Source organism: Polaromonas sp. A23, from assembly GCF_002001015.1.
GTDB lineage: Bacteria > Pseudomonadota > Gammaproteobacteria > Burkholderiales > Burkholderiaceae_C > Polaromonas.
This window is the reverse complement of sequence record NZ_MUNO01000045.1, coordinates 262,881-282,617: the sequence shown is the minus strand read 5'-3', so window position 1 is coordinate 282,617 and position 19,737 is coordinate 262,881. Positions and strand designations below refer to the sequence as shown.

The window sequence follows — 19,737 nt, the reverse complement described above, 5'->3', positions numbered from 1 at the left end:
ACGGTCTGCTCCGGTCACTGGCCGTGACAATTCGCACCGACACCCGGGAGCCGTCGCTCATGCTGCGCCATGCCTCTGGCGGGTTGCTGACGTTGATCAGCACATTGACACGCTGCTCTTCAATGACCCGGGCCGGAAACCGTGTCAGGCATGGGGCTGCCCGGCTGGGGTTTCCAGCTTGCCTGCAAAAAACCTGTTGCCGGAAGCCATCGCTGTCTGAAAGTCTTCCAGGGCCGATTTCCATCCCCCATGTTGTTCGTCGGTGAGCAGGTGGCTGGTGCTGGCCATCATCTCGATCTGCGACTGCAGTGCCGCTGTCGTGATCTGCTGCCAGTATTGGATGGCGCCTTGCAGGTCAAAACGCAGCAGGCTCGACTGGATGGCCAGCAGGTCGCCCGGCGCGCAGTTGCCGTGCAGCTTTTGCGCGGCGACCTGATGGCGCAAGGATGCCTCGTGTGCTGCCTGCTGCTGGATGGTGCGCAGGGCTTCGCTGCCGCGGAACATGGCACAAGCTGCATCGGTGGCCGCTGCCAGTTGCTGACGGCCGAGTTCGGCCAGAAAGTTGGGGGTTGCTGCGCCGTTCCCCCCGGTTGTGGGAGACGCGGCAGCACGGGATTTTTTTGCACTCATGCGAGATCCTTTCGGGTGTGGGTCAAAGTCAAGGTCCTGCGCCGCAGCGCAGGCGCTTGTTCATGCTCGTGGATGGCCTGGCATGCGGTGCACAGCGATGCTGCGGGCACAGCCTCGAGGCGCCGCAGGTCAATGGCTTCACCACAGTCCAGGCAATAACCGAACCTCTGGTCGGTCAACCGGCGGCGTGCCGCCAGCACCTCTTCCAGCTCGAGAAACGCGTGCCCGGCCTTGGCTTCGTCGACCGTGGCGAGCGCCTGTTCCATGGCAACGTCCTTGAAATCCATGACGCCATGTGATCCGGTGTCGCCTGTCTGCTCTGGCAGGTCGTCGCTGGCTCGCAGAATGGACCGCAGGTCGGCTTCGCGTTGTGCCAGGAGGCGGCGGAAGTGCGGCATCAGGGTACTGTCGTATGTTTCCATGGGAGACCTTTACAGATCCGTTCATTTTGTGGGTCAGCACCTGCCCGGGTCTTTGATCTGGAGCAAGTGAGGGGACTGTGCGGGCGTTAATCTGCCTGCACCGGCGGTCCCGTCCGCCCCACCGCGTTTGAAGGAGATCCATGAGCGTACGCAATCTCGAAGCCCTGTTCCAGCCTGCCTCGGTGGCCCTGATCGGCGCCTCCGACCGGGAGGCAAGCCTGGGCTCCGTGGTGCTGCGCAACCTCCGCGCTGACGGGTTCCAGGGGCCGGTCTGGCCGGTCAACCGGCGGCACGGCAACGTCGGCGGTGCGCCGGCCTGGCGCGATGTCGAGTCGCTGCCGCGGGCGCCGGACCTGGCTGTGATCTGTACCCCGGCAGAAAGCGTGCCGGAGATCATTGCTGCCTTGGGCCGCAAGGGCACGCGTGCTGCCATCGTGATGTCGGCCGGGCTCAAACAGGCTACCAGCGCGGATGGCCGCTCACTTGAACAGGCCATGCTGGATGCAGCGCGGCCGCATCTGCTGCGCATCCTCGGGCCCAACTGCATCGGGGCGCTGGTGCCCGGTATCGGGCTCAATGCCAGTTTTGCGCCCGGCAACGCCTTGCCCGGCAAGCTGGCTTTTGTGACGCAATCGGGCGCGCTGGCGACGGCCATGCTCGACTGGGCCAACAGCCGCGGCATCGGGTTTTCGCATTTCATCTCGCTGGGAGACAGCGCAGATGTGGATTTCGGCGATGTCATTGACTACCTGGCCAGCGATCCCGGCACCCGGGCCATCCTCATGTACATGGAATCGGTGAAGTCGGCGCGCAAGTTCATGTCGGCGGCCCGGGCCGCCGCGCGCAACAAGCCGGTGATTGTCGTGAAGGCGGGCCGTGCGCCCGATGGAGCCCGGGCCGCCGCCTCGCACACCGGTGCACTGGCCGGTTCGGACGCGGTGTTCGACGCCGCAGTTCGCCGCGCCGGCATGCTGCGTGTGGATACGCTGGAGTCCCTGTTCGATGCGGCCGAGACCTTGACCCATGTCAGGCGCTGGCATGGCGAGCGCCTGGCGGTCCTGACCAATGGCGGTGGTGCCGGTGTGCTGGCTGCCGATGCGCTGGCCCTGGGCGGTGGAACGCTGGCAGTGCCTGGCGAGGACACCTTGCAGGCGCTCAATGAGTGCCTGCCTTCGACCTGGTCGCATGGCAACCCGGTCGACATCATCGGCGACGCGCCTGTAAGCCGCTATGCAGATGCACTCAAGGTTCTGCTGGCGGCACCGGAAATTGACGGCGTGCTGTTTATCCATGCGCCCACGGCGATTGTTCCCGCCGCTGACATCGCCGCAGCCTGCTTGCCGCTGATCCAGGCATCGGTCAAGCCTGTACTCACCTGCTGGCTCGGTGGCGTGATGGTGGCGGCTGCGCGGCAGAGCACGGCAGCGGCCGGTATTGCCAGCTACAGCACGCCGGAACGTGCGGCCGCCGCGTGGCTGCAGCTGGCCACCTATGCACGCAACCAGCAGGCGCTGCAGCAGTTGCCCGCCGCTGCGATGGAGGACTTCACGCCCGACCGCGAACTCGCCCGGTCATTGCTGGATGAAGCGTTGCGCGATGGCCGCGAATGGCTTGGTGATGCGCAGGCCCAGGCGCTGCTGCGGGCCTATGGCATTCCCGCGGTTGAAACCGTCAAGACCCGTGATGTCGAGGAGGCCGTGGCGACAGCCAGCCGCATCGGTTATCCCGTGGCCCTGAAAATCATTTCGCCCGAGGTCATCCACAAGTCCGATGTCGGCGGTGTTGCACTTGACCTGGCCTCGGAGCAGGCCTTGAGGCTTGCGGCCGGAAAAATGCAGCAGCAGGTGTTGCGGCTGTTGCCCCAGGCGCGGATACAGGGCTTTACCGTGCAGGCCATGGCGCGCCGTCCGGGCGCCCATGAGCTGATTGTCGGCATCGCCTCCGATCCCGTGTTCGGGCCGGTGTTGCTGCTGGGTGAAGGCGGTGTTGCCGCCGAACTGCACAAGAACCACGCCGTGGCGCTGCCCCCGCTCAATGCCCGGCTGGCGGGTGACATGGTGGCCGGCAGCGGGCTGGCGCCCTTGCTGGCCGGTTACAGGGGGCGTGCGCCCGCCGATGAGCCGGCGCTGCTGGCCACACTGCTGAAAGTTTCGCAGATGGCCTGTGACCTGGCCTGGCTTGCCGAACTCGACATCAACCCCTTGCTGGTCGATGAACATGGTGTGCTGGCGCTGGACTCCCGGGTCAGGTTGCGTCCGGTGGCGGCGGGCGAGCCCAGCCGGCTGGCCATTCGACCCTATCCATTGGCGCTGGAAGAGCATGTGCAGGTCAAGGGCCAGGACGTGCTGCTGCGGCCCATCCGACCGGAAGACGGCCAGCGTCTGATGGCTTTTTACGCTGGCGCGTCACCCGCCGACATGCGGCTGCGGTTTTTCATGGCGCGCCGGGAGGTGCCGCACTCCGAACTCGCACGCTACAGCCAGATCGACTACGACCGCGAGATGACTTTTGTGGCCATTGCGCCGCAGGCAGGCGGCGAGCCGGTGATGGTGGCCGAAGCGCGGGCCGTGTGTGACCCTGACAATCTGACGGCGGAGTTCGCGATCCAGGTGGCCACGGACTGGCAGCGCCGCGGCCTGGGACGGCTACTGATGGACAAACTGCTCCGCTACCTGCGTGAGCACGGCACGACCGAGGTCGTGGGGCAGTGTCTGCCCGAAAACGCGGGCATGGCCGCCCTGGCGCGACAGCTGGGGTTTGACGTTACCGCCGGGACCTTGAAGGAAACCGTGGCCATGCGCCTTGCGCTGCGCTGAAACCTTTTTTGACTTTGGAGAAAGAAATGTCCGCTTACCACCAGATTCTCATGCCCATCGATGGCAGCCCGACGTCGGACAAGGCGCTTGATGAAGCCATCCGCCTGGCCCAACTGACAGGTGCCCGGCTGCGGCTGCTTCATGTGGTGGACGAACTCAGCTATGTCAATGGCTTTGAGCCGGCGATGAACTACCTCAACGACATTGTTCCGCTGATGCAGGGGGCCGGTGAGAAACTTCTTGCGCACGCCCGTAAAAAGGCGGAAGACAAAGGGGTGGAGACCGACAGCGTGCTGATTGTGGGTGGGCCGGGCCGGCTCTGGGAGCAAGTGGTGGAACAGGCCGCCAGCGTGAAAGCCGACCTGGTCGTGGTCGGCTCCCACGGCCGGCGCGGGATAGGCCGTGCGCTGATGGGCAGCGACGCTGAACAGATCGTCCGTCACGCGCGGGGGCCGGTCCTGGTGGTGCGCGGCAGCGATGCCGCTGCCTAGTTGCAGCCCTGCTGGTTGACGATGGACTGCAGTGCGGAGATGTTCAGAATCCGCACATGGCGCTGCCGCACCTCAATGACGCCGTCTTCGGCGAATTTCGAAAAAGTGCGACTCACGGTTTCGAGCTTCATGCCGAGGTAGCTGCCGATTTCCTCGCGTGTCATGCGCAGCACCAGCTCCGACCCGGAAAAACCGCGCGCATGCAGCCGTTGCGCCAGGTTCAGCAGGAAGGCTGCCACGCGCTCCTCGGCCCGCATGCTCCCCAGCAGCAGCATCACGCCGTGTTCGCGCACGATTTCGCGGCTCATGATGCGGTGCACATGATGTTGAAGCGCATTGATTTCCCGTGCCAGCTCGCCGATGCGGTTGAAAGGCATGACGCAGACCTCGGCATCTTCCAGGGCAACGGCATCACAGGTGTGGCGGTCGCTGACGATGCCGTCCAGCCCGATGATCTCGCCCGCCATCTGGAAGCCGGTGACCTGGTCCCGGCCGTCGCCTGACATGATGCAGGTCTTGAAAAAACCGGTGCGGATGGCAAACAGGGACTCGAAGATCTCCCCGGTGCGAAACAACGTGGCACCGCGCTTGACCTTGCGGCGGGTGGCCACCACGTCGTCAATACGGGTGAGTTCCTCCGGGCTCAGGCCGACAGGCATGCACAGCTCACGCAGGTTGCAGTTGGAGCAGGCGACCTTCATGGTTTTTCCGTCGATGGGCTGCAGAGCCGAACCGGCTAACAGGTCCGTAGCCGGTGTGTGCACAGGGATTTCCTTCATGACAAAGCCTTTGATGATCTTCGTCAAATTGTCCAGTCCACCGCTCCGGCGCGTTTGATCCAGATCAAAAGCTGACAGGGCTGGACGCGGCACAGTAGGCTATTACCACGAGAAACCTGCAATGACCACTGTATTGCCCGAGCTGCTGCAACGATTTGACATCCCGGGGCCGCGGTATACGTCCTATCCCACGGCCGACCGCTTTGTCGAAGCCTTCAGCGCGGCCGACTATGGCCAAGCCTTGGCGCAGCGGCGTGCCGGGCCGTCCGTGCTGGCTTTGCCGTTGTCGCTGTATGTGCACATTCCGTTCTGTGAGTCACTGTGTTACTACTGCGCCTGCAACAAGATCATCACCAAACATCACAACCGCGCAGCCAGCTACCTGCGCTACCTGGGGCGCGAGATAGACCTGCACACGGACCAGCTTGGCCGTGGCCAGACAGTCACGCAGCTGCACCTGGGCGGCGGTACACCCACTTTCCTGTCTGACGACGAGCTCAAGGAGCTCATGGCCATGTTGCGGCGCAGTTTTACGCTGGCCCCCGGCGGCGAATACTCGATCGAGATTGACCCGCGCACCGTTGACGCCACGCGCCTGCGCAACCTGGCCGATCTGGGCTTCAACCGCCTGAGCTTTGGGGTGCAGGATTTTGATCCCGACGTTCAGAAAGCCGTGCATCGTGTTCAGCCCTTTGAGCAGGTCAGTGAGCTGATGGCCCAGGCGCGCGAGATTGGGTTCGACTCCATCAACGTCGACCTGATTTACGGCTTGCCGCGCCAGACGCCGGAATCGTTTGCGCGTACGCTTGCCCAAATAACACAGTTGCGGCCCGACCGTATTGCCCTGTATGCCTATGCCCACCTGCCCGAGCGCTTCAAGCCGCAGCGGCGCATCGTCACTGCCGACTTGCCTGGCGGCGCTGCCAAGGTGGCCATGCTGTCGCAGTCACTCGCCGCTTTCATGGCGGCGGGTTATGTCTACATCGGCATGGACCACTTTGCATTGCCCAACGACGCACTGGCCGTGGCCAAGCGGCAGGGCAGGTTGCACCGTAACTTCCAGGGTTACAGCACCCAGCCCGACTGTGACCTTATCGGCCTGGGCGTTTCCGCCATTGGCCGCATAGGTGCAACTTACAGCCAGAACGCCAAGACGATGGAAGAGTATTGCGACCATCTGGACCAGGGCCGCCTGCCGGTGGTACGCGGCCTGGCGCTCAACCGTGACGACCTCGCGCGCCGGGCGGTGATCATGGCGCTCATGTGCCAGGGCCAGGTTCTCTTCGAGTCGATCGAGCTGGCCTGGTTGCTGGACTTCCGCAGCTATTTCGCGGGCGAGATGGAGCAACTGCGCGGCCTGGCCGATGCGGGCTTGGTCCTGCTGGACGAATCCGGCATTCAGGTGACCGCGCAGGGCTGGTTTTTCGTGCGTGCAGTGGCCATGGTGTTTGACCGCTACCTGCAGGCCGACCGTAATCGCGCGAGGTTCTCGCGCATCATCTGAACGAGCTCCTGCCATGTCCACCACACTGGCTGTCACGGCCCTGATGATGGGGCTGGCCGGCGGCCCGCATTGCGCCGCCATGTGCGGCGCCGCCTGTGCGGGAATTATCCGTATGGGCCCTCGGCAGGGCCCGGGTTCGACATCGCGGTCGCTTTGGCATTTTCAGGCTGGGCGCCTGGTGGGGTATTCGTTGGCGGGTGCCGCAGCGGCGACGGCTGTGCAAAGCCTGGCCTGGCTCACCGCGAATACCGCGGCACTGCGTCCGGTGTGGACGCTGTTTCACCTGGCTGTTCTGCTCTGGGGGCTGATGCTGCTGGCGCAAGCCCGTCAGCCGGCCTGGGTCAGCGAGGCCGGCCGTTCGGTCTGGTCGCGCATCCGGCCGTTGGCCACTGCGCGCGGCGGCGTTTTTGCCACGGGCGCGCTGTGGGCCTTCATGCCCTGTGGCTTGCTGTATTCCGCCTTGCTGGTTGCTTCGCTCAGCGGCGGGCCTCTGGAAGGCGCGCTGTCCATGGCTCTCTTCGCGGCGGGCAGCAGCGTGTCGCTGATGCTGGTGCCCCTGCTTTACGACAAGCTGCAGGTCCGCGGCAACAAGCTCAAGCAGGATTGGGGCACGCGCGTGGCCGGTGGCCTGTTGATCCTTGCGGCCGCCTGGGCTTTGTGGGCAGACGCGTTTCACCGCTTTGCCGAATGGTGCGGCCTGGCTTGACCTCCACCCGTTGCCTGTGTTGACGGCGTCAGCGGAGCGTGACCGTTTCGAGGTAGAAAGGCATGTGGACATTCCACCGCAACTCGCGTTCGATGCGCTGGCGCATCGCGTCGGCAGCAGCTGGTTCGCCGTGCGTGATGAAGGTCTGCCTGGGCGGCGCCTTGAACCCCTTGAGCCAGCTCACAATCTCGCCGGCATCTGCATGGGCCGACAGGTCGTCCAGCATGGCGACCTCTGCCCGGATGGGCACGTCCTCACCGAAGATGCGTACAGTCGGTGCGCCTCCCGCAATTGACGCCCCCCGGGTACCGCCGGCCTGGTAGCCGGCAAACAAAATGGTGTTGCGCTTGTCAGGCGCAAAAGCCTTGAGGTGGTGCACTACCCGGCCGCCGGTGGCCATGCCGCTGGCAGCGACGATCACCATCGGACCGTGCCGTGCATTGAGCAACCTCGACTCTTCAGGCGACTGCACGATGTGCGCCGTGTGCGCCATGGCTTCGCATTCGGCGGGTGTCAGCTTCAGTTCCGACTTGTGTTTCAGATAGACCTGCATGGCGCTGGCCGCCATGGGACTGTTCAGATAGACGGGGATGTCCTGGATCACACCCTGGGCCTTGAGCAGATGGATGCAGTGCAGCAGGCTTTGGGCCCGGCCTACGGCGAAGGCCGGGATCACCACCACGCCACCGCGTGCGGCGGTTCGGTTGATCACCTTGCCGAGCTCCAGCAGCGGGTCCGAGTTCTTGTGCAGCCGGTCGCCATAGGTGGACTCCACCACCAGGTAGTCGGCACCATCCATCTGCACCGGGGGCTTGAGCATCAGGTCCTGGGGCCGACCGATGTCCCCGGAAAACAGGATGGAGCGAGATCCGTCGTCCAGCCTGACAAACGACGATCCCGCCATGTGGCCCGAAGGTGTCATGCGGGCATGCAGGCCGGGTACGGGCTGCCAATCCTTGTCATAAGGGATGGGATGAAACAGCTTGAGGCATCGCAGGGCGTCTTCGCGTGTGTACAGCGGCAAGGCCTCCTTGTGTTTGGACAGCTTGTGGCGGTTGGCGTATTCTGCCTCTTCTTCCTGCAAATGCCCTGAATCGGGCAGCAGAATGCGGCACAGGTCGTAGGTGGCGGGTGTGCAGAACACCTTGCCGCGAAAGCCCTGGCGGGCCAGCAGAGGCAGGTAGCCACTGTGGTCAATGTGTGCGTGGGTCAGGATCACTGCGTCAATCGAGGACGGCTTCACGGGTGGTGCCTCCCAGTTGCGCAGGCGCAGCAGCTTGTAGCCCTGGAACAGCCCGCAATCAACGAGCACCCTGGCCTTGTCGTGTTCGATCAGGTATTTGGAACCGGTCACAGTATCGGTGGCGCCGAGGAATTGAAGCTTCATGAGGTCAGTCTAGAAACAGGCAGGAGGTTCGCGCTTGCGCTGGATCAAACGCACTGGAGGTGCAGAAAAAGCAGGCGTCAGTAGCCCAGGGACGTCCTGGCTGCCGCCAGGTCCCAACCCGCCCAGCCACAGCTCTTGAAAAGCACAGGCCCGGCCGGTCTTTCGATATTCCGGACGACCACATCGGCCAGTGTCGCAAAGAGGCTCACATCCAGGCAGGCCTGCAACAGGTCTCCCGCCTCATGGCCCGCGTCAGCTGTGTCGACAAACACAGAACCCTGTGCCGCGATATGGCGGCACAGCTCCGGATCCAGTTCCACCATGCGGGGCGTGAAAGCTCCCACCGCACTGATAAATCCATCCGCGCGGGGCAGGCCGCGGAGCACCACGCCGTTGGCCGGCGTGCAGGTGACGATCAACGGGCATTCCGACATGGCGGCGCCGGCGTCTTGCACCACGCGGGCTTGCAGGCCCAGTGAGCGTGCATGCTTTACGAGGGCTTGCGCACTGGATGCACTGCGCGATGCGATCACCACTTCGCTCACGCCCAGACCTTCGGCAAACGCTTCAAGATGGGCCTTGCCCTGCACACCCGCACCCACGATCAATAGCGGGCCTTGTGTATTGGGGGCCAGCCGCTGCGCTGCCAGCAGCGAGACCGCTGCGGTGCGCCGTGCGGTGACCGTGGGCCCGTCGAGAACCAGCCGCCGTTCACCACTGGCAACATCAAACACCAGCACGTCACCCTGGATGGTTGCCCGCCCGGTGTTTGCGTTGGCAGGGGTGAATGTGATCAGCTTGGTCATGGCAACGCGGTTGTCCATGGCCGGCATCAGAAACAGGCTGCCTCCCCCAGCCAGCGGCTGAACCATGCGCATCGGCACCTGTACGGCCGGGTCCTGCAACAACCGGGTTAGTTCATCCACCAGTGCGGAATACGGGAGGCGCAAGGCGGTTTGTGCAGCGTCGAGAAGCGAAAATGTAAGCGACATGGCAGATGGTAAACGGGTAAAAAATACGGGTTTGTTCGGGGCCTTTTTGGCCGGAGTGATTTATTGCCTGAGGTGAAGCGGTTTTATCCTACAGGGGCACGGGTAATGCTCCGCGTTGTACTTCGCAACCGGAACCCTAGCATCGAAACAGACGTAACGAGGAGTCTGTTTCATGTTTACCTATCCCACGCTCTCCATCAACACCATACCGCGCCAGTATTTTTATGCGGGTGCAGGTATTGCGGTGATTTTTGGCTTGCTGGTGGGTATTGCCAGCGTTGCAAGCGGCGAGGTCAAAAAAGCGCAGGCACGTGAGTCTTTGCTGGCCTCGCAAAAAAGTGCCATGACTTACTGCGTGGAGAATTTGCGTGGCCCGGCGTTCAACGCCTGCATGCAACAGGCCCGGGCTGAGATGTACAACGATGGCAGCCGGACCAGCGTCGCCGACATCGCCAAAAGCGGCGCTGTGCTGGCAGGTGGCCCGCTAATCGCTCCTTCAGATTCTCAGAGTCTGATGCCCGCTTCCTTCAGCACGGTTCGTTAACCACGGTCCTTGGCGTTTTCCGAGCAGTTCTCCGCTTGGGGATGTGCTCGGACCGGCAGCGGTTAGCATTGCCGCCATGAAGCTTTCCCGTTTATTTCAGCCCCGCAATCCCTTGTTCTGGATGGCCATGATGCTCAATGCGCTCTCGGCTGCGCTGGCGTGGATTGTCCAGAACCGGCCGCTGAATGGTTTTGCCACCCTGATCATTGGTGGTTTTGCTATTTGCAACGCATTGATCGGAAGCTGGCTGGTCTGGCGCTTGCTGCGCGACGAGCCCGTAAAAAATACCGTGACTGATCCTAGCTGAGGGCACCTGCGCCCTGCGCAATATCGCGCTGCGTTGCCAATGCTGCGCGAACGGCTACGCGCAAGGCGCGAACCTGCTCTTGCAGCGGCATGCCCGGGCTGCCTTGCTCAGGCAGATAGGGAACATGGACAAACCCGCCGCGCGTGTTCTTGAAACCCCGCCGCGTGGCCAGATGGTGCATCAGGCCGTAAAAAACATGGTTGCAGACAAAGGTGCCGGCTGTCTGCGAAACCTCTGCCGCAATTCCTTCGTGCTGCAAAGCCTGCAACATGGCCTTGATCGGCAGGGTGCTGAAATACGCAGCCGGGCCACCGTCAACGACCGGCGTGTCAATCGGTTGTGCGGCCGCATTGTCGGCAATACGGGCGTCGTTCACATTGATCGCCACACGCTCCAGCGAAATGGCGGCCCGTCCGCCGGCTTGGCCGACACACAAAACCAATGAAGGCTTATGCAGCCGAAGCAACTGCGCCAGCTCAGCCAGCGAGTCATCAAACACGGTGGGCAATTGGGCCGCCACCAACTGATGGCCAGAGATGCGACGGCCGTGCAACGCATGCACAGCCATCCAGCTGGGGTTCAGGCTTTCGCCGCCAAACGCGTCAAAGCCGGTCAGGAGAACGCGGGGGATAGTCGAAGCAGAAGCTGGGCTTGGCATGCCAGCATTGTGAAGCAGTAGTTCGTTGGCCGTGGGCGACCGGAAATCGCGCTGCGCTACCTACTTCTTGATCACGGCGCCGGTTTTTCGATCAAATTCGACCTTGCGTACCAGCCCGCTTTGCCCCGGGAATCCGTCCATGACAGCGCGTACCAGGTAGGGCGCGATGGCAGGCAAGGTCGCACCGCCTTCGTAAACAGCGCGTGTTTCAAAGACGGGGCGCGGCTGTCCCGGCGGCCCGCTGCGCGTGTCGAGCAGGCGCAGGGTCAGCTCGCTGAACTGGACGTTGTAGGGCACGACCCTGTCACCCACGTAGGTTGGCCCAAAGCGGCTGGGTGCCCAGTAGCCGGGGAAATAGTGGCCGGCGGCGTTGCGGCGCGGCGGGTAAAAAACCATGTTCTCTTCGTATACCGGCTGCACATAAGTTCTTTGCTGAAGCTGGCTGACGGTAATGAGCTCCACCAGCAGCCGGGCACGCTGCCCCGCAGCGGCCTGCTTCAAACCGTATTTTTCCAGTTCGGCCTGGGCGTACTTTTCGTAGGTGGCCTGCTCCAGTTCACCGGGGACGGCCCCGGCGCGCGCGGGTGGCTTGATAAAACTGAAGGTGCTGCCTTCGGCGTCTGGCGGCCACTGGTTGAAATTGGTGACCTGCGTCACCAGCGGCGTTGCGCAGGCGCTTAAAAGGGCGGCGGCCAACAGGGCCAGAAAAACACGCGCGTGAACAAGCAATTTACTCATGGTGGATGGATGCCGTGGCCTACAAAATGTTCCTGTTCTGGAGTGAATGCTCAAGTAAAGTAGTCTGCACTGTTGCACCGCACCGGCGGCATCAACACCAACAATGCCAACAAAAGTCAAAGAAAGCCAATCATGAAATGGGAAGGCAACCGCGAATCCGATAACGTTGAAGACCGCCGCAGCGATGGCGGAGGGGGCGGGTTGATGGGTGGCCGGAGCATAGGCATTGGCACGATTGTCGTGGCACTTGTCGGCGGCTGGATCTTCGGCATCAATCCCATGACCATTTTGAGCCTGCTCAGCGGCGGCACGCCCACCGCACAAGTGCAGCAGGGCCCGGCGCAGCGCCCACCGGCAGACGACCGCATGGCCAAATTTGTCTCCACGGTGCTGGCCGACACCGAAGACGTCTGGAAAGACGTGTTCACCAAAGGGGGCGCCGCTTACCAGGAGCCCAGGCTGGTGCTGTTCCGGGGCGCTACCGCCACGGCTTGCGGCCAGGGTCAGGCGGCCATGGGGCCTTTTTACTGTCCGGCTGACCAGAAGGTCTACATTGACCTCGGTTTTTATGAAACCCTGCAGAAAAAGTTGGGCGCGCCCGGCGACTTCGCCCAGGCCTACGTGATTGCCCACGAGGTTGGCCACCATGTGCAGAACCTGCTGGGCATCAGCAGCAAGATGGAACAGATGCAGGGCCGCGTGAGTAAGGTCGAATACAACGCCATGAGCGTTCGGCTTGAGTTGCAGGCTGACTGCTTTGCCGGCCTGTGGGCGCACCACGCACAGCGCGCGCGCAGCATCCTCGAGCAGGGTGATGTCGAGGAAGCCATGAACGCCGCTGCCAAAATTGGCGACGATGCGCTCCAGAGCTCACGCGGTGGCGCGGTGGTGCCCGAGAGCTTCACCCACGGAACCAGCGCCCAGCGCGCCCGCTGGTTCAATACCGGCCTGCAGCAGGGCAATGTGAGGGCTTGCGACACCTTCAACGCCCGAAATTTATAAGAAAAAGGCCTCCAGCCCTTTGTTTTCGGGTGCTGATTGCTATAAAAATAGTAGCAAATGGGTTCCCGATGCAGTCAGGCGTGCTGAGGCGCCGCCGGTGCCCCAAGGCCATGAGGGGCCATCTGCAGGCAATTTCGCTCAAAGTGCGACAATAGAGGGCTGAGGAAGCTCTGCACAAGCCCTGCGATCAATGGTCGCAACCCGGCGGTCTGCGGCGTTACCTTGTCGCCGGCGGCTGTGCTGTTGGCACCCAACGCGCCCCGGCCACGGAACCTGGCCCGCGCGCCAACCCGCTACACACAACCGCAAGAGTCACGCCGAGCTTTTTTATGACATCCTCCTTCTCGAATCTTTCGCTGGCAGAACCGCTGGCCCGCGCCGTAGCCGAAATGGGCTACGAAACCATGACTCCCATCCAGGAGCAGGCCATTCCGGTCGTGCTGCAGGGCAAGGACGTGATGGGCGCCGCGCAAACCGGCACCGGCAAGACCGCCGCTTTTGCACTGCCGCTGCTGCAGCGCATGATGAAGCACGAAAACGCATCTACCTCGCCGGCCCGCCACCCGGTGCGCGCGCTGGTGCTGCTGCCCACGCGCGAGCTGGCGGTGCAGGTGGCCCAGCAGGTGGAGCTGTATGCCAAATACACCAACCTGCGGAGCACCGTGGTGTTTGGCGGCATGGACATGAAGCCGCAGACGGCCGAGCTCAAAAAAGGCGTTGAGGTGCTGGTGGCTACACCGGGCCGCCTGTTGGACCACATCGAAGCCAAAAATGCCGTGCTGAATCAGGTGGAGTACGTGGTGCTTGACGAGGCCGACCGCATGCTGGACATCGGTTTCCTGCCCGACCTGCAGCGCATCCTGAGCTACCTGCCCAAGCAGCGCATCACCTTGTTGTTCTCCGCCACCTTCTCGCCAGAGATCAAGCGGCTGGCCTCCAGCTACCTGCAGGACCCGGTGACCATTGAAGTGGCACGCTCCAACGCCACCGCTTCCACGGTGGAGCAGCATTTCTACGCCGTCAGCGCCGACGACAAACGCCGCGCGCTGCATCAAGTCCTCAAGACCCGTGGCATCAAGCAGGCCTTTGTTTTTGTCAACAGCAAGCTGGGTTGCGCACGCCTGGCTCGTTCGCTCGAGCGCGAAGGCCTGAAAACCACCGCCCTGCATGGTGACAAAAGCCAGGACGAACGTCTCAAGGCACTGGACGCTTTCAAAAAAGGCGAAGTTGACCTGCTGGTGTGCACCGACGTGGCCGCCCGCGGCCTGGACATCAAGGACGTGCCTGCGGTTTTCAACTTCGACGTGCCTTTCAACGCCGAAGACTATGTGCACCGCATTGGCCGCACCGGCCGTGCCGGGGCTTCCGGCCTGGCCGTGAGTTTCGCCGCCAGCAGCGACCAGCGCCTGGTCGCCGATATCGAAAAACTCATCAAGACCAAAATCGAGCTCGAGCCGATGGAGTTTGAGGAAGACCAGCCGCGCATCAAGGAGCAGGGTCGCATCAACGACGGCCGCCGCATGTACCGCGACAGCGGCGACCAGCCGGTGCGCGACGAAGATGCTTCGCGTGACCGCCCCGAGCGAAGGGAGCGCCGTGAGTCGGTTCCCCATCGTCAGCCGGCCGTGTCGCGCGATCCGTTTTTCGACAAACCCTACGAGTCCACCCTGCCTGGCGATACACAGCCGGCCTGGGAGGCCGCCGCCAAGAGCGGCACTTCGCGCAGCAGCGTTTCGGCCAACATCAAGCCCAAGAAAAAGGTCGCCGCGCTGTTCAAAACAGCCGGGTAGGCCCTTGCGCCTGCACCTTGGTCGGCATCGGCCGGGCCTGGTTTTTTCCGCGTACGCGTCTGATGCTCCGGTTCGGCAGCCTGCGCAGCGCTTGCAAGCATGCTATTAAATAAGTAGCTGCTCGCGCCCGTATTTATTGGGCTAAAGGCCGAAAATGCTTGAAAATTTACGGTTGAGGGCTCAGCGGGGCGATTGGGCGGCTTCACAGTCCACCGTGACCCGCTCAAATGTTCCCGGCGCTTGCCCCAGCCGCGCGGCCGTCAGGCAGCCACCCCACACGCAGCCCGTGTCCAGCGGCAAGGTATTGTTCAGCAAGCCGGCTTTGGCGGCTGCATCGGCGCCCAATGTCGACCAGTGACCGAAGGCAATCGGCGTGCCGGCGGTTTTACGGCCCGGAACTTCAAACCAGGGCAGGTAGCCCGGCAGCGCTGTTTGCACGCTCCCTGTGCTTTCAAACTCCATCGCGCCATCAGATGTGCAAAAACGCATGCGTGTCAGCGCGTTGACGATCACGCGCAGGCGGTCAGCGCCGGTCAGTGCGTCGTCCCACCGGTCGGGCGTGTTGCCGTACATGCCGCGCAAAAAACCGGTCAGGTCCGGGCCGCGCAGGGCTTGCTCCACTTCGCCGGCCAGCGCCATGGTTTGCGCTGTGCTCCACTGCGGCAGCACGCCGGCATGCACCATCAGCCAGCCGTGCGAATGAATCGCCATGCGGCGGTGCCGCAGCCAGTCCAATAGGGCTTCGCAGTCGGGCGCGTCCAGCACTTCCTGCACCGTGTCTTTGCGGTGCGGCTTGCGCAGGCCGCGGTGGATGCCCAGCAGGTTCAGGTCGTGGTTGCCCAGCAGGCACTGCGCCGCGTCGCCCAGAGGCTGCAGATAGCGCAGCACGGCCAGGGAGTCCGGCCCCCGGTTGACCAGGTCGCCAAGGACGTACAGCGTGTCGCGGCTGGGAGAGAAATCCACGGTGCGGAGCAGGCGCTGCAGCGGTTCATTGCAACCCTGCAGGTCGCCAATCAAGTAAAGTGCCATGTGTTCATTCTGCCTTCGGATCCATGGATTTCATCCTCATCGCCTTTCTGACCCTGCTTAACGGCGTTTTTGCCATGTCGGAACTGGCGCTGGCTTCCAGCCGCAAGGCCAGGCTCAACGCCATGGCCGAGTCGGGCGACAAGGGCGCGCATGCGGCGCTGACGTTGCTGGAGAACCCGACCCAGTTTCTCTCGTCGGTGCAGGTGGGCATCACTTCCATCGGCATGCTCAACGGCATCATCGGCGAGGCGGCTTTCAGCGACGGGCTTTCCAGCTGGATCCAGACTTTTGGCGCGCCCCCGCGCGCTGCTGAAATTTCTGCCACCGCGCTGGTGGTCACCGTCATCACCTTCATCACCATTGTGTTTGGCGAGCTGGTGCCCAAACGCATCGGCCAGCTGTACCCCGAAACCGTGTCGCGCCTGGTGTCGCGCCCCATGATGTGGGTGGCCACTGGCGCCAAGCCCTTTGTACGCTTGTTGTCCTTCAGCACCCACGCTGTGCTCAAGTTGCTGCGCGTGGACACCGCGGGCGACCGTACTGTGACCGACGAGGAAATTGCGGCCAGCCTGGAAGAAGGCGTGGACGCCGGGTTGATCGAGGAGCACGAACACCAGATGGTGCAGAACGTGTTTTTGCTGGACGACCGGCTGCTCACCTCACTGATGCGCCCGCGTTCGGACATTGAGTGGATAGACTCGAGTGACACCGTGGCGCAGGCCATCGGCAAGGCCGGCGCCACCGGGCATTCCTGGTACCCGGTGTGCCGCGGCAGCCTGGACGACGTGGTGGGTGTCATCAACATCGCAAAACTGTTGGCGTTGCGCGGGCAAATCCAGCCGGTAGGTGAGGGCACAGGTACAGGCAAAACGCCGACCATGGCCGACCGCATCGACGCCTATGCCATTCCCGCCGTGTTTGTGCCCGAAACCCTCACCGGTATGGAGCTGTTGGAGCAGTTCCGCAAACAGTCCACACGCATGGTGTTTGTGGTCGACGAATACGGCGTGGTGCAGGGCTTGATGACCCCTCTGGACATGCTGGAAGCCATTACCGGCGAGCTGCAGCCCGGCGCCCAGGTGGATGCTTGGGCCACCCGGCGCGCGGATGGCAGCTGGCTGATTGACGGTGTCATGCCCGTGTCTGAACTCAAGGCCAGGCTGGAGATCAAGGAACTACCCGACGAAGACCGCGGCCGCTACAACACCGTGGCTGGTTTATTGCAAAGCGTTTCCGGCCGCTTGCTGGCAACGGGGGAACAGGTTGAAGCCGCGGGCTGGCGTTTTGAAGTGCTGGACCTGGACGGCAAGCGCATCGACAAAGTGCTGGTCAGCGAGCTGGCAGTGGCAGCACCCCCGCAACCCAAATAGCCCTGACGCGAATCAGGGGCGGCCGGTACCGGCGGGGCTGGCTGGGCGCACTGCCGGCGTCACGGTGATCAGCACCTCGTTGGCGCCAAAGTTGCCTGCCTGCATTTGCACCGTTGCCACCCGCTCCGCCTTGGTGAAGGTCAGCAGGCTCACTTTTGAATAAGAGCTGGAAGTCAGCGTCCAGCCCGCACCGGGCAGACTGTCGCGAAACCAGGCAAACACCGTTTGCGGTTCGCCCGAAACCGCCACATTCAGGCGGCCCATCCAGGTGTTGCCCGAACCCATCACCAGCGAGTCCTGCTGCTTGATCACCGAGCCCGCAGGCAGCGGCACGTCACCGGCCAGCTGCTTGGCAGTGGCCTCGGTCACGGTGCTTTCACTGCCCAGCTGGACATTGCCCATGGAACCACAGCCCAGCAGGGCAAGGGCGGTGGAGGCTGCGAGCAGGGTCTTGATGGTGGTCATGGGCGTAAACCTCTAGGAAGGATGGCAACACCCTGGCAGCGGCCGCGCCAGGCACGGCGATTGTAGCCGTGCCTGCAGGCGGCTTTGAGGCGGAAAGTGGTAGTGGGCAACGGGCGCGCGGGTGCGCGGGGTCAGCCCATGAGGCGTTGCGGCCGCGTTTGCAGCGGGGTAGAGGCGCGCCCGATGCAATAGGCGATCAGGTCGCCCAGCTCGGAGGCCTTGTCAAAGACCGCAGTGGCGCCCAGCAGGCGGCAATGCGTGAGCAGGGAAGCGATGGGGTGATTGGTCATCACCAGCACGTCCTGCTCTGCCCCGCGGGTGCGGCAGTGCCGCAGCACGCCGGCGCCGGTGCCTTCACGCAAAAACAGGTCAAGAATGGCCACGTCCCAGCCGTCGGGGTTTCGCTCCAGCCAGTCCTTGGCTTCGGCCTCGGTTTGCGCCATACCCACCCATTCAATGTCGGTTTCTTCGGAAAGCAGATCCATCAGGTGTTGGCAGGTCAGCTCGTTGTCTTCCACCAGATAAACCCTTAGCGCCAAACCGTTCTCCTTGGCAAGCTTGGGGCTCGCAAGTTAAAAAAATATCTGGCTCAGCTTAGCGAGACAACCAAGAAACAGGAAGTGGGGAAGAACTGAAAATGTTTGTGGGAACAGTCCTACGGACTTTGGTGCTCGTCTTTTTGATTCCAAGCTGGCGGCTACAAACCAAACGGTTTAAAGCAGCCCGCGGCCCGCCAGGTTGGTCATCAAGGCAGTGACGCCAAAAGTCCACGGCGGCGCCTTGTCGCTGTGCGACACGCGGTTGACCAGCGCGCCGAGCGCAGGCGTCTCAATGCGCACCACGTCGCCCACCACGTGCGTGAAGCCCTGGCCGGGGCCCATGCGATCTTGCGTGGGCGCAAACATGGTGCCCAAAAAGAGCATGAACCCGTCGGGATACTGATGGTTGGCCCCTGCGGCCTGGCTCACCAGGTCCAGCGGGTCGCGGCTGATCTTGGTGAGAGAGCTGCTACCCAGCATGGTGAAACCCTCGGGCCCATCCACCCGCAGATTCAAATCACAGCGGCGCACATCGGCTATGCCAAAGTGCGCGTCAAACAGGCGAATGAAAGGCCCAATCGCGCACGACGCGTTGTTGTCTTTGGCTTTGCCCAGCAGCAGCGCGCTGCGGCCTTCAAAGTCGCGCAGGTTGACGTCATTGCCCAGCGTGGCGCCCACCGTCTGGCCCAGGCTGTTAACGACCAGCACCACTTCAGGCTCCGGGTTGTTCCACACCGACAGCGGGTGAATGCCGATGTCTGCCCCCACACCCACAGCCGACATCGGCTGCGACTTCGTAAAAATCTCGGCGTCCGGCCCAATGCCCACTTCCAGGTATTGCGACCACGCGCCCTGCGCCAGCAGCGCTTCCTTCACACTGGCTGCCTGCGGCGAGCCCGGCACAATGCCCGTCAGGTTGTCGCCCATGATCACGCTCAAGGCCTCGCGTATGCCATGCGCCTTGGAAGCATCGCCACGCGCCTGCTCTTCAATCACCCGCTCCAGCAAGCTCTCCACAAAAGTCACCCCGCTCGCCTTGAGGGCCTGCAGGTCGCACGGTGCCAGCAGCCAGGGCAGTTTTCCGCTTTGCGTGGCAGGGTCTGACTGCGCCAGCGCCACGTCCAGTTGCGCGATGGGCTTGGCACTTCCATCAGCCAGCGCACCTTGTACGGCCGCCGCAGGGTCTGTCAGTTCAAACAATTGCGTAGCCGTGGGAGCAATGGCAGAGAGGTCATGCAATGCGCCGCCAGACACCGCCACCAGCACCGGCCCCACGCCGGGTTGCCAGATCCGGCCAACAAGCGTGGCCCGTGCGTGGTCTTGCGGAAGGATGGAAGCGGCGGTGAGTGAAAGCGTCATGGCACACATACCCGGTTGATGTTGAAAAGTCAATCATCATATGTTAATACGTGTGGTGAAGCCTTGGCTATGACCCAAAAGCTGCCAGCGTTGAATTCCTTCGAAACCTGACCCGGGTCAGACCTCAGTGCAATTCAACAGCGACATCGTGTACAGGTTCTAGCGATGGATCTAAGTTCAGCCGAAATAGATCTTTTCAAAATGTATAT

At 62.9% G+C, this 19,737-nt stretch carries 20 protein-coding genes; 9 read left to right on the top strand and 11 right to left on the bottom strand.

Annotated features, from left to right (window positions below; translation table 11 throughout):
* Nucleotides 1–144: 144 nt before the first annotated feature.
* A complete protein-coding gene (locus B0B52_RS20565) occupies nucleotides 145–630 on the bottom strand; it encodes a phasin family protein (protein WP_077595525.1) in 486 nt (161 codons plus the stop codon).
* Nucleotides 627–1,052: a TraR/DksA family transcriptional regulator gene (locus B0B52_RS20560; RefSeq protein ID WP_077595524.1), complete on the bottom strand. Its 426-nt coding sequence runs from the start codon at nucleotides 1,050–1,052 to the stop codon at nucleotides 627–629. Before B0B52_RS20560 ends, B0B52_RS20565 begins: the two co-directional genes overlap by 4 nt.
* A 140-nt stretch (nucleotides 1,053–1,192) precedes the next feature.
* Between B0B52_RS20560 and B0B52_RS20555 the strand changes: the two genes are divergently transcribed.
* Nucleotides 1,193–3,868 (top strand): bifunctional acetate--CoA ligase family protein/GNAT family N-acetyltransferase, encoded by a 2,676-nt coding sequence (locus B0B52_RS20555; protein WP_077595523.1) that lies wholly within the window; start codon nucleotides 1,193–1,195, stop codon nucleotides 3,866–3,868.
* Between the two features lie 26 nt (nucleotides 3,869–3,894).
* The gene (locus B0B52_RS20550) at nucleotides 3,895–4,359 is read left to right on the top strand and encodes a universal stress protein (RefSeq protein WP_077595522.1); all 465 of its coding nucleotides are present in this window, start codon (nucleotides 3,895–3,897) and stop codon (nucleotides 4,357–4,359) included.
* Here the strand turns inward: B0B52_RS20550 and B0B52_RS20545 are convergent.
* Nucleotides 4,356–5,060 (bottom strand): helix-turn-helix domain-containing protein, encoded by a 705-nt coding sequence (locus B0B52_RS20545; RefSeq protein ID WP_371327418.1) that lies wholly within the window; start codon nucleotides 5,058–5,060, stop codon nucleotides 4,356–4,358. The genes B0B52_RS20550 and B0B52_RS20545 overlap by 4 nt on opposite strands.
* Before the next feature lie 199 nt (nucleotides 5,061–5,259).
* On the opposite strand from B0B52_RS20545, the gene hemN reads away from it, so the two are divergent.
* Nucleotides 5,260–6,642, top strand: a complete 1,383-nt coding sequence (hemN, locus tag B0B52_RS20540; protein ID WP_077595521.1) for an oxygen-independent coproporphyrinogen III oxidase — start codon at nucleotides 5,260–5,262, stop codon at nucleotides 6,640–6,642.
* A gap of 13 nt (nucleotides 6,643–6,655) precedes the next feature.
* Nucleotides 6,656–7,348 (top strand): sulfite exporter TauE/SafE family protein, encoded by a 693-nt coding sequence (locus tag B0B52_RS20535; RefSeq protein WP_077595520.1) that lies wholly within the window; start codon nucleotides 6,656–6,658, stop codon nucleotides 7,346–7,348.
* A 28-nt stretch (nucleotides 7,349–7,376) separates the two neighbouring features.
* Here the strand turns inward: B0B52_RS20535 and B0B52_RS20530 are convergent, their stop codons facing one another.
* Together B0B52_RS20530 and B0B52_RS20525 are read right to left on the bottom strand one after the other, a co-directional pair.
* Nucleotides 7,377–8,735: an MBL fold metallo-hydrolase RNA specificity domain-containing protein gene (locus B0B52_RS20530; RefSeq protein WP_077595519.1), complete on the bottom strand. Its 1,359-nt coding sequence runs from the start codon at nucleotides 8,733–8,735 to the stop codon at nucleotides 7,377–7,379.
* Between the two features lie 77 nt (nucleotides 8,736–8,812).
* Nucleotides 8,813–9,727, bottom strand: coding sequence for a delta(1)-pyrroline-2-carboxylate reductase family protein (locus tag B0B52_RS20525; RefSeq protein ID WP_077595518.1), 915 nt, complete (start codon nucleotides 9,725–9,727; stop codon nucleotides 8,813–8,815).
* 172 nt (nucleotides 9,728–9,899) lie between these two features.
* Between B0B52_RS20525 and B0B52_RS20520 the strand changes: the two genes are divergently transcribed.
* Together B0B52_RS20520 and B0B52_RS20515 are read left to right on the top strand one after the other, a co-directional pair.
* Nucleotides 9,900–10,271 (top strand): hypothetical protein, encoded by a 372-nt coding sequence (locus B0B52_RS20520; RefSeq protein WP_077595517.1) that lies wholly within the window; start codon nucleotides 9,900–9,902, stop codon nucleotides 10,269–10,271.
* Nucleotides 10,272–10,347: 76 nt separating this feature from the next.
* On the top strand, nucleotides 10,348–10,578 hold the full coding sequence (locus B0B52_RS20515; RefSeq protein ID WP_077595516.1) for a hypothetical protein: 231 nt from the start codon (nucleotides 10,348–10,350) through the stop codon (nucleotides 10,576–10,578).
* On the opposite strand, the gene pcp is transcribed toward B0B52_RS20515, so the two are convergent.
* Both pcp and B0B52_RS20505 read right to left on the bottom strand, forming a co-directional pair.
* Nucleotides 10,571–11,209, bottom strand: a complete 639-nt coding sequence (gene pcp, locus B0B52_RS20510) for a pyroglutamyl-peptidase I (protein WP_217349826.1) — start codon at nucleotides 11,207–11,209, stop codon at nucleotides 10,571–10,573. The two genes, B0B52_RS20515 and pcp, sit on opposite strands and share 8 nt — an antisense overlap.
* An 87-nt stretch (nucleotides 11,210–11,296) precedes the next feature.
* Nucleotides 11,297–11,974: a DUF4136 domain-containing protein gene (locus B0B52_RS20505; RefSeq protein ID WP_077595514.1), complete on the bottom strand. Its 678-nt coding sequence runs from the start codon at nucleotides 11,972–11,974 to the stop codon at nucleotides 11,297–11,299.
* A gap of 132 nt (nucleotides 11,975–12,106) precedes the next feature.
* On the opposite strand from B0B52_RS20505, the gene B0B52_RS20500 reads away from it, so the two are divergent.
* Both B0B52_RS20500 and B0B52_RS20495 read left to right on the top strand, forming a co-directional pair.
* Nucleotides 12,107–12,976 carry a neutral zinc metallopeptidase gene (locus B0B52_RS20500; protein ID WP_077595624.1) on the top strand — a complete coding sequence of 290 codons (870 nt, stop codon included), beginning with the start codon at nucleotides 12,107–12,109 and terminating at the stop codon, nucleotides 12,974–12,976.
* A 329-nt stretch (nucleotides 12,977–13,305) separates the two neighbouring features.
* Nucleotides 13,306–14,766 (top strand): DEAD/DEAH box helicase, encoded by a 1,461-nt coding sequence (locus B0B52_RS20495; protein WP_077595513.1) that lies wholly within the window; start codon nucleotides 13,306–13,308, stop codon nucleotides 14,764–14,766.
* A 180-nt stretch (nucleotides 14,767–14,946) separates the two neighbouring features.
* Here the strand turns inward: B0B52_RS20495 and B0B52_RS20490 are convergent, their stop codons facing one another.
* Complete coding sequence (locus B0B52_RS20490; protein ID WP_077595512.1) at nucleotides 14,947–15,795, bottom strand: symmetrical bis(5'-nucleosyl)-tetraphosphatase; 849 nt, start codon at nucleotides 15,793–15,795, stop codon at nucleotides 14,947–14,949.
* 23 nt (nucleotides 15,796–15,818) lie between these two features.
* Between B0B52_RS20490 and B0B52_RS20485 the strand changes: the two genes are divergently transcribed.
* A complete protein-coding gene (locus tag B0B52_RS20485) occupies nucleotides 15,819–17,165 on the top strand; it encodes a hemolysin family protein (RefSeq protein ID WP_077595511.1) in 1,347 nt (448 codons plus the stop codon).
* 12 nt (nucleotides 17,166–17,177) lie between these two features.
* On the opposite strand, the gene B0B52_RS20480 is transcribed toward B0B52_RS20485, so the two are convergent.
* The 3 genes from B0B52_RS20480 to B0B52_RS20470 form a co-directional block, all read right to left on the bottom strand.
* Nucleotides 17,178–17,630 (bottom strand): hypothetical protein, encoded by a 453-nt coding sequence (locus tag B0B52_RS20480; protein ID WP_077595510.1) that lies wholly within the window; start codon nucleotides 17,628–17,630, stop codon nucleotides 17,178–17,180.
* A gap of 131 nt (nucleotides 17,631–17,761) precedes the next feature.
* Nucleotides 17,762–18,169, bottom strand: a complete 408-nt coding sequence (locus B0B52_RS20475; RefSeq protein ID WP_139352041.1) for a response regulator — start codon at nucleotides 18,167–18,169, stop codon at nucleotides 17,762–17,764.
* A 174-nt stretch (nucleotides 18,170–18,343) separates the two neighbouring features.
* Nucleotides 18,344–19,528, bottom strand: coding sequence for a fumarylacetoacetate hydrolase family protein (locus B0B52_RS20470; RefSeq protein WP_077595623.1), 1,185 nt, complete (start codon nucleotides 19,526–19,528; stop codon nucleotides 18,344–18,346).
* Nucleotides 19,529–19,737 lie beyond the last annotated feature (209 nt).

Bases quoted from the DNA above. Each gene is read 5' to 3' on its own strand.
- B0B52_RS20525 (WP_077595518.1), bottom strand. From the start codon at position 9,727: ATGTCGCTTACATTTTCGCTTCTCGACGCTGCACAAACCGCCTTGCGC.
- B0B52_RS20505 (WP_077595514.1), bottom strand. From the start codon at position 11,974: ATGAGTAAATTGCTTGTTCACGCGCGTGTTTTTCTGGCCCTGTTGGCC.
- B0B52_RS20550 (WP_077595522.1), top strand. From the start codon at position 3,895: ATGTCCGCTTACCACCAGATTCTCATGCCCATCGATGGCAGCCCGACG.
- B0B52_RS20470 (WP_077595623.1), bottom strand. From the start codon at position 19,528: ATGACGCTTTCACTCACCGCCGCTTCCATCCTTCCGCAAGACCACGCA.
- B0B52_RS20545 (WP_371327418.1), bottom strand. From the start codon at position 5,060: ATGAAGGTCGCCTGCTCCAACTGCAACCTGCGTGAGCTGTGCATGCCT.
- B0B52_RS20530 (WP_077595519.1), bottom strand. From the start codon at position 8,735: ATGAAGCTTCAATTCCTCGGCGCCACCGATACTGTGACCGGTTCCAAA.
- B0B52_RS20535 (WP_077595520.1), top strand. From the start codon at position 6,656: ATGTCCACCACACTGGCTGTCACGGCCCTGATGATGGGGCTGGCCGGC.
- B0B52_RS20480 (WP_077595510.1), bottom strand. From the start codon at position 17,630: ATGACCACCATCAAGACCCTGCTCGCAGCCTCCACCGCCCTTGCCCTG.
- B0B52_RS20515 (WP_077595516.1), top strand. From the start codon at position 10,348: ATGAAGCTTTCCCGTTTATTTCAGCCCCGCAATCCCTTGTTCTGGATG.
- B0B52_RS20565 (WP_077595525.1), bottom strand. From the start codon at position 630: ATGAGTGCAAAAAAATCCCGTGCTGCCGCGTCTCCCACAACCGGGGGG.
- B0B52_RS20495 (WP_077595513.1), top strand. From the start codon at position 13,306: ATGACATCCTCCTTCTCGAATCTTTCGCTGGCAGAACCGCTGGCCCGC.
- hemN (WP_077595521.1), top strand. From the start codon at position 5,260: ATGACCACTGTATTGCCCGAGCTGCTGCAACGATTTGACATCCCGGGG.
- B0B52_RS20485 (WP_077595511.1), top strand. From the start codon at position 15,819: ATGGATTTCATCCTCATCGCCTTTCTGACCCTGCTTAACGGCGTTTTT.
- B0B52_RS20560 (WP_077595524.1), bottom strand. From the start codon at position 1,052: ATGGAAACATACGACAGTACCCTGATGCCGCACTTCCGCCGCCTCCTG.
- B0B52_RS20490 (WP_077595512.1), bottom strand. From the start codon at position 15,795: ATGGCACTTTACTTGATTGGCGACCTGCAGGGTTGCAATGAACCGCTG.
- B0B52_RS20520 (WP_077595517.1), top strand. From the start codon at position 9,900: ATGTTTACCTATCCCACGCTCTCCATCAACACCATACCGCGCCAGTAT.
- B0B52_RS20555 (WP_077595523.1), top strand. From the start codon at position 1,193: ATGAGCGTACGCAATCTCGAAGCCCTGTTCCAGCCTGCCTCGGTGGCC.
- B0B52_RS20500 (WP_077595624.1), top strand. From the start codon at position 12,107: ATGAAATGGGAAGGCAACCGCGAATCCGATAACGTTGAAGACCGCCGC.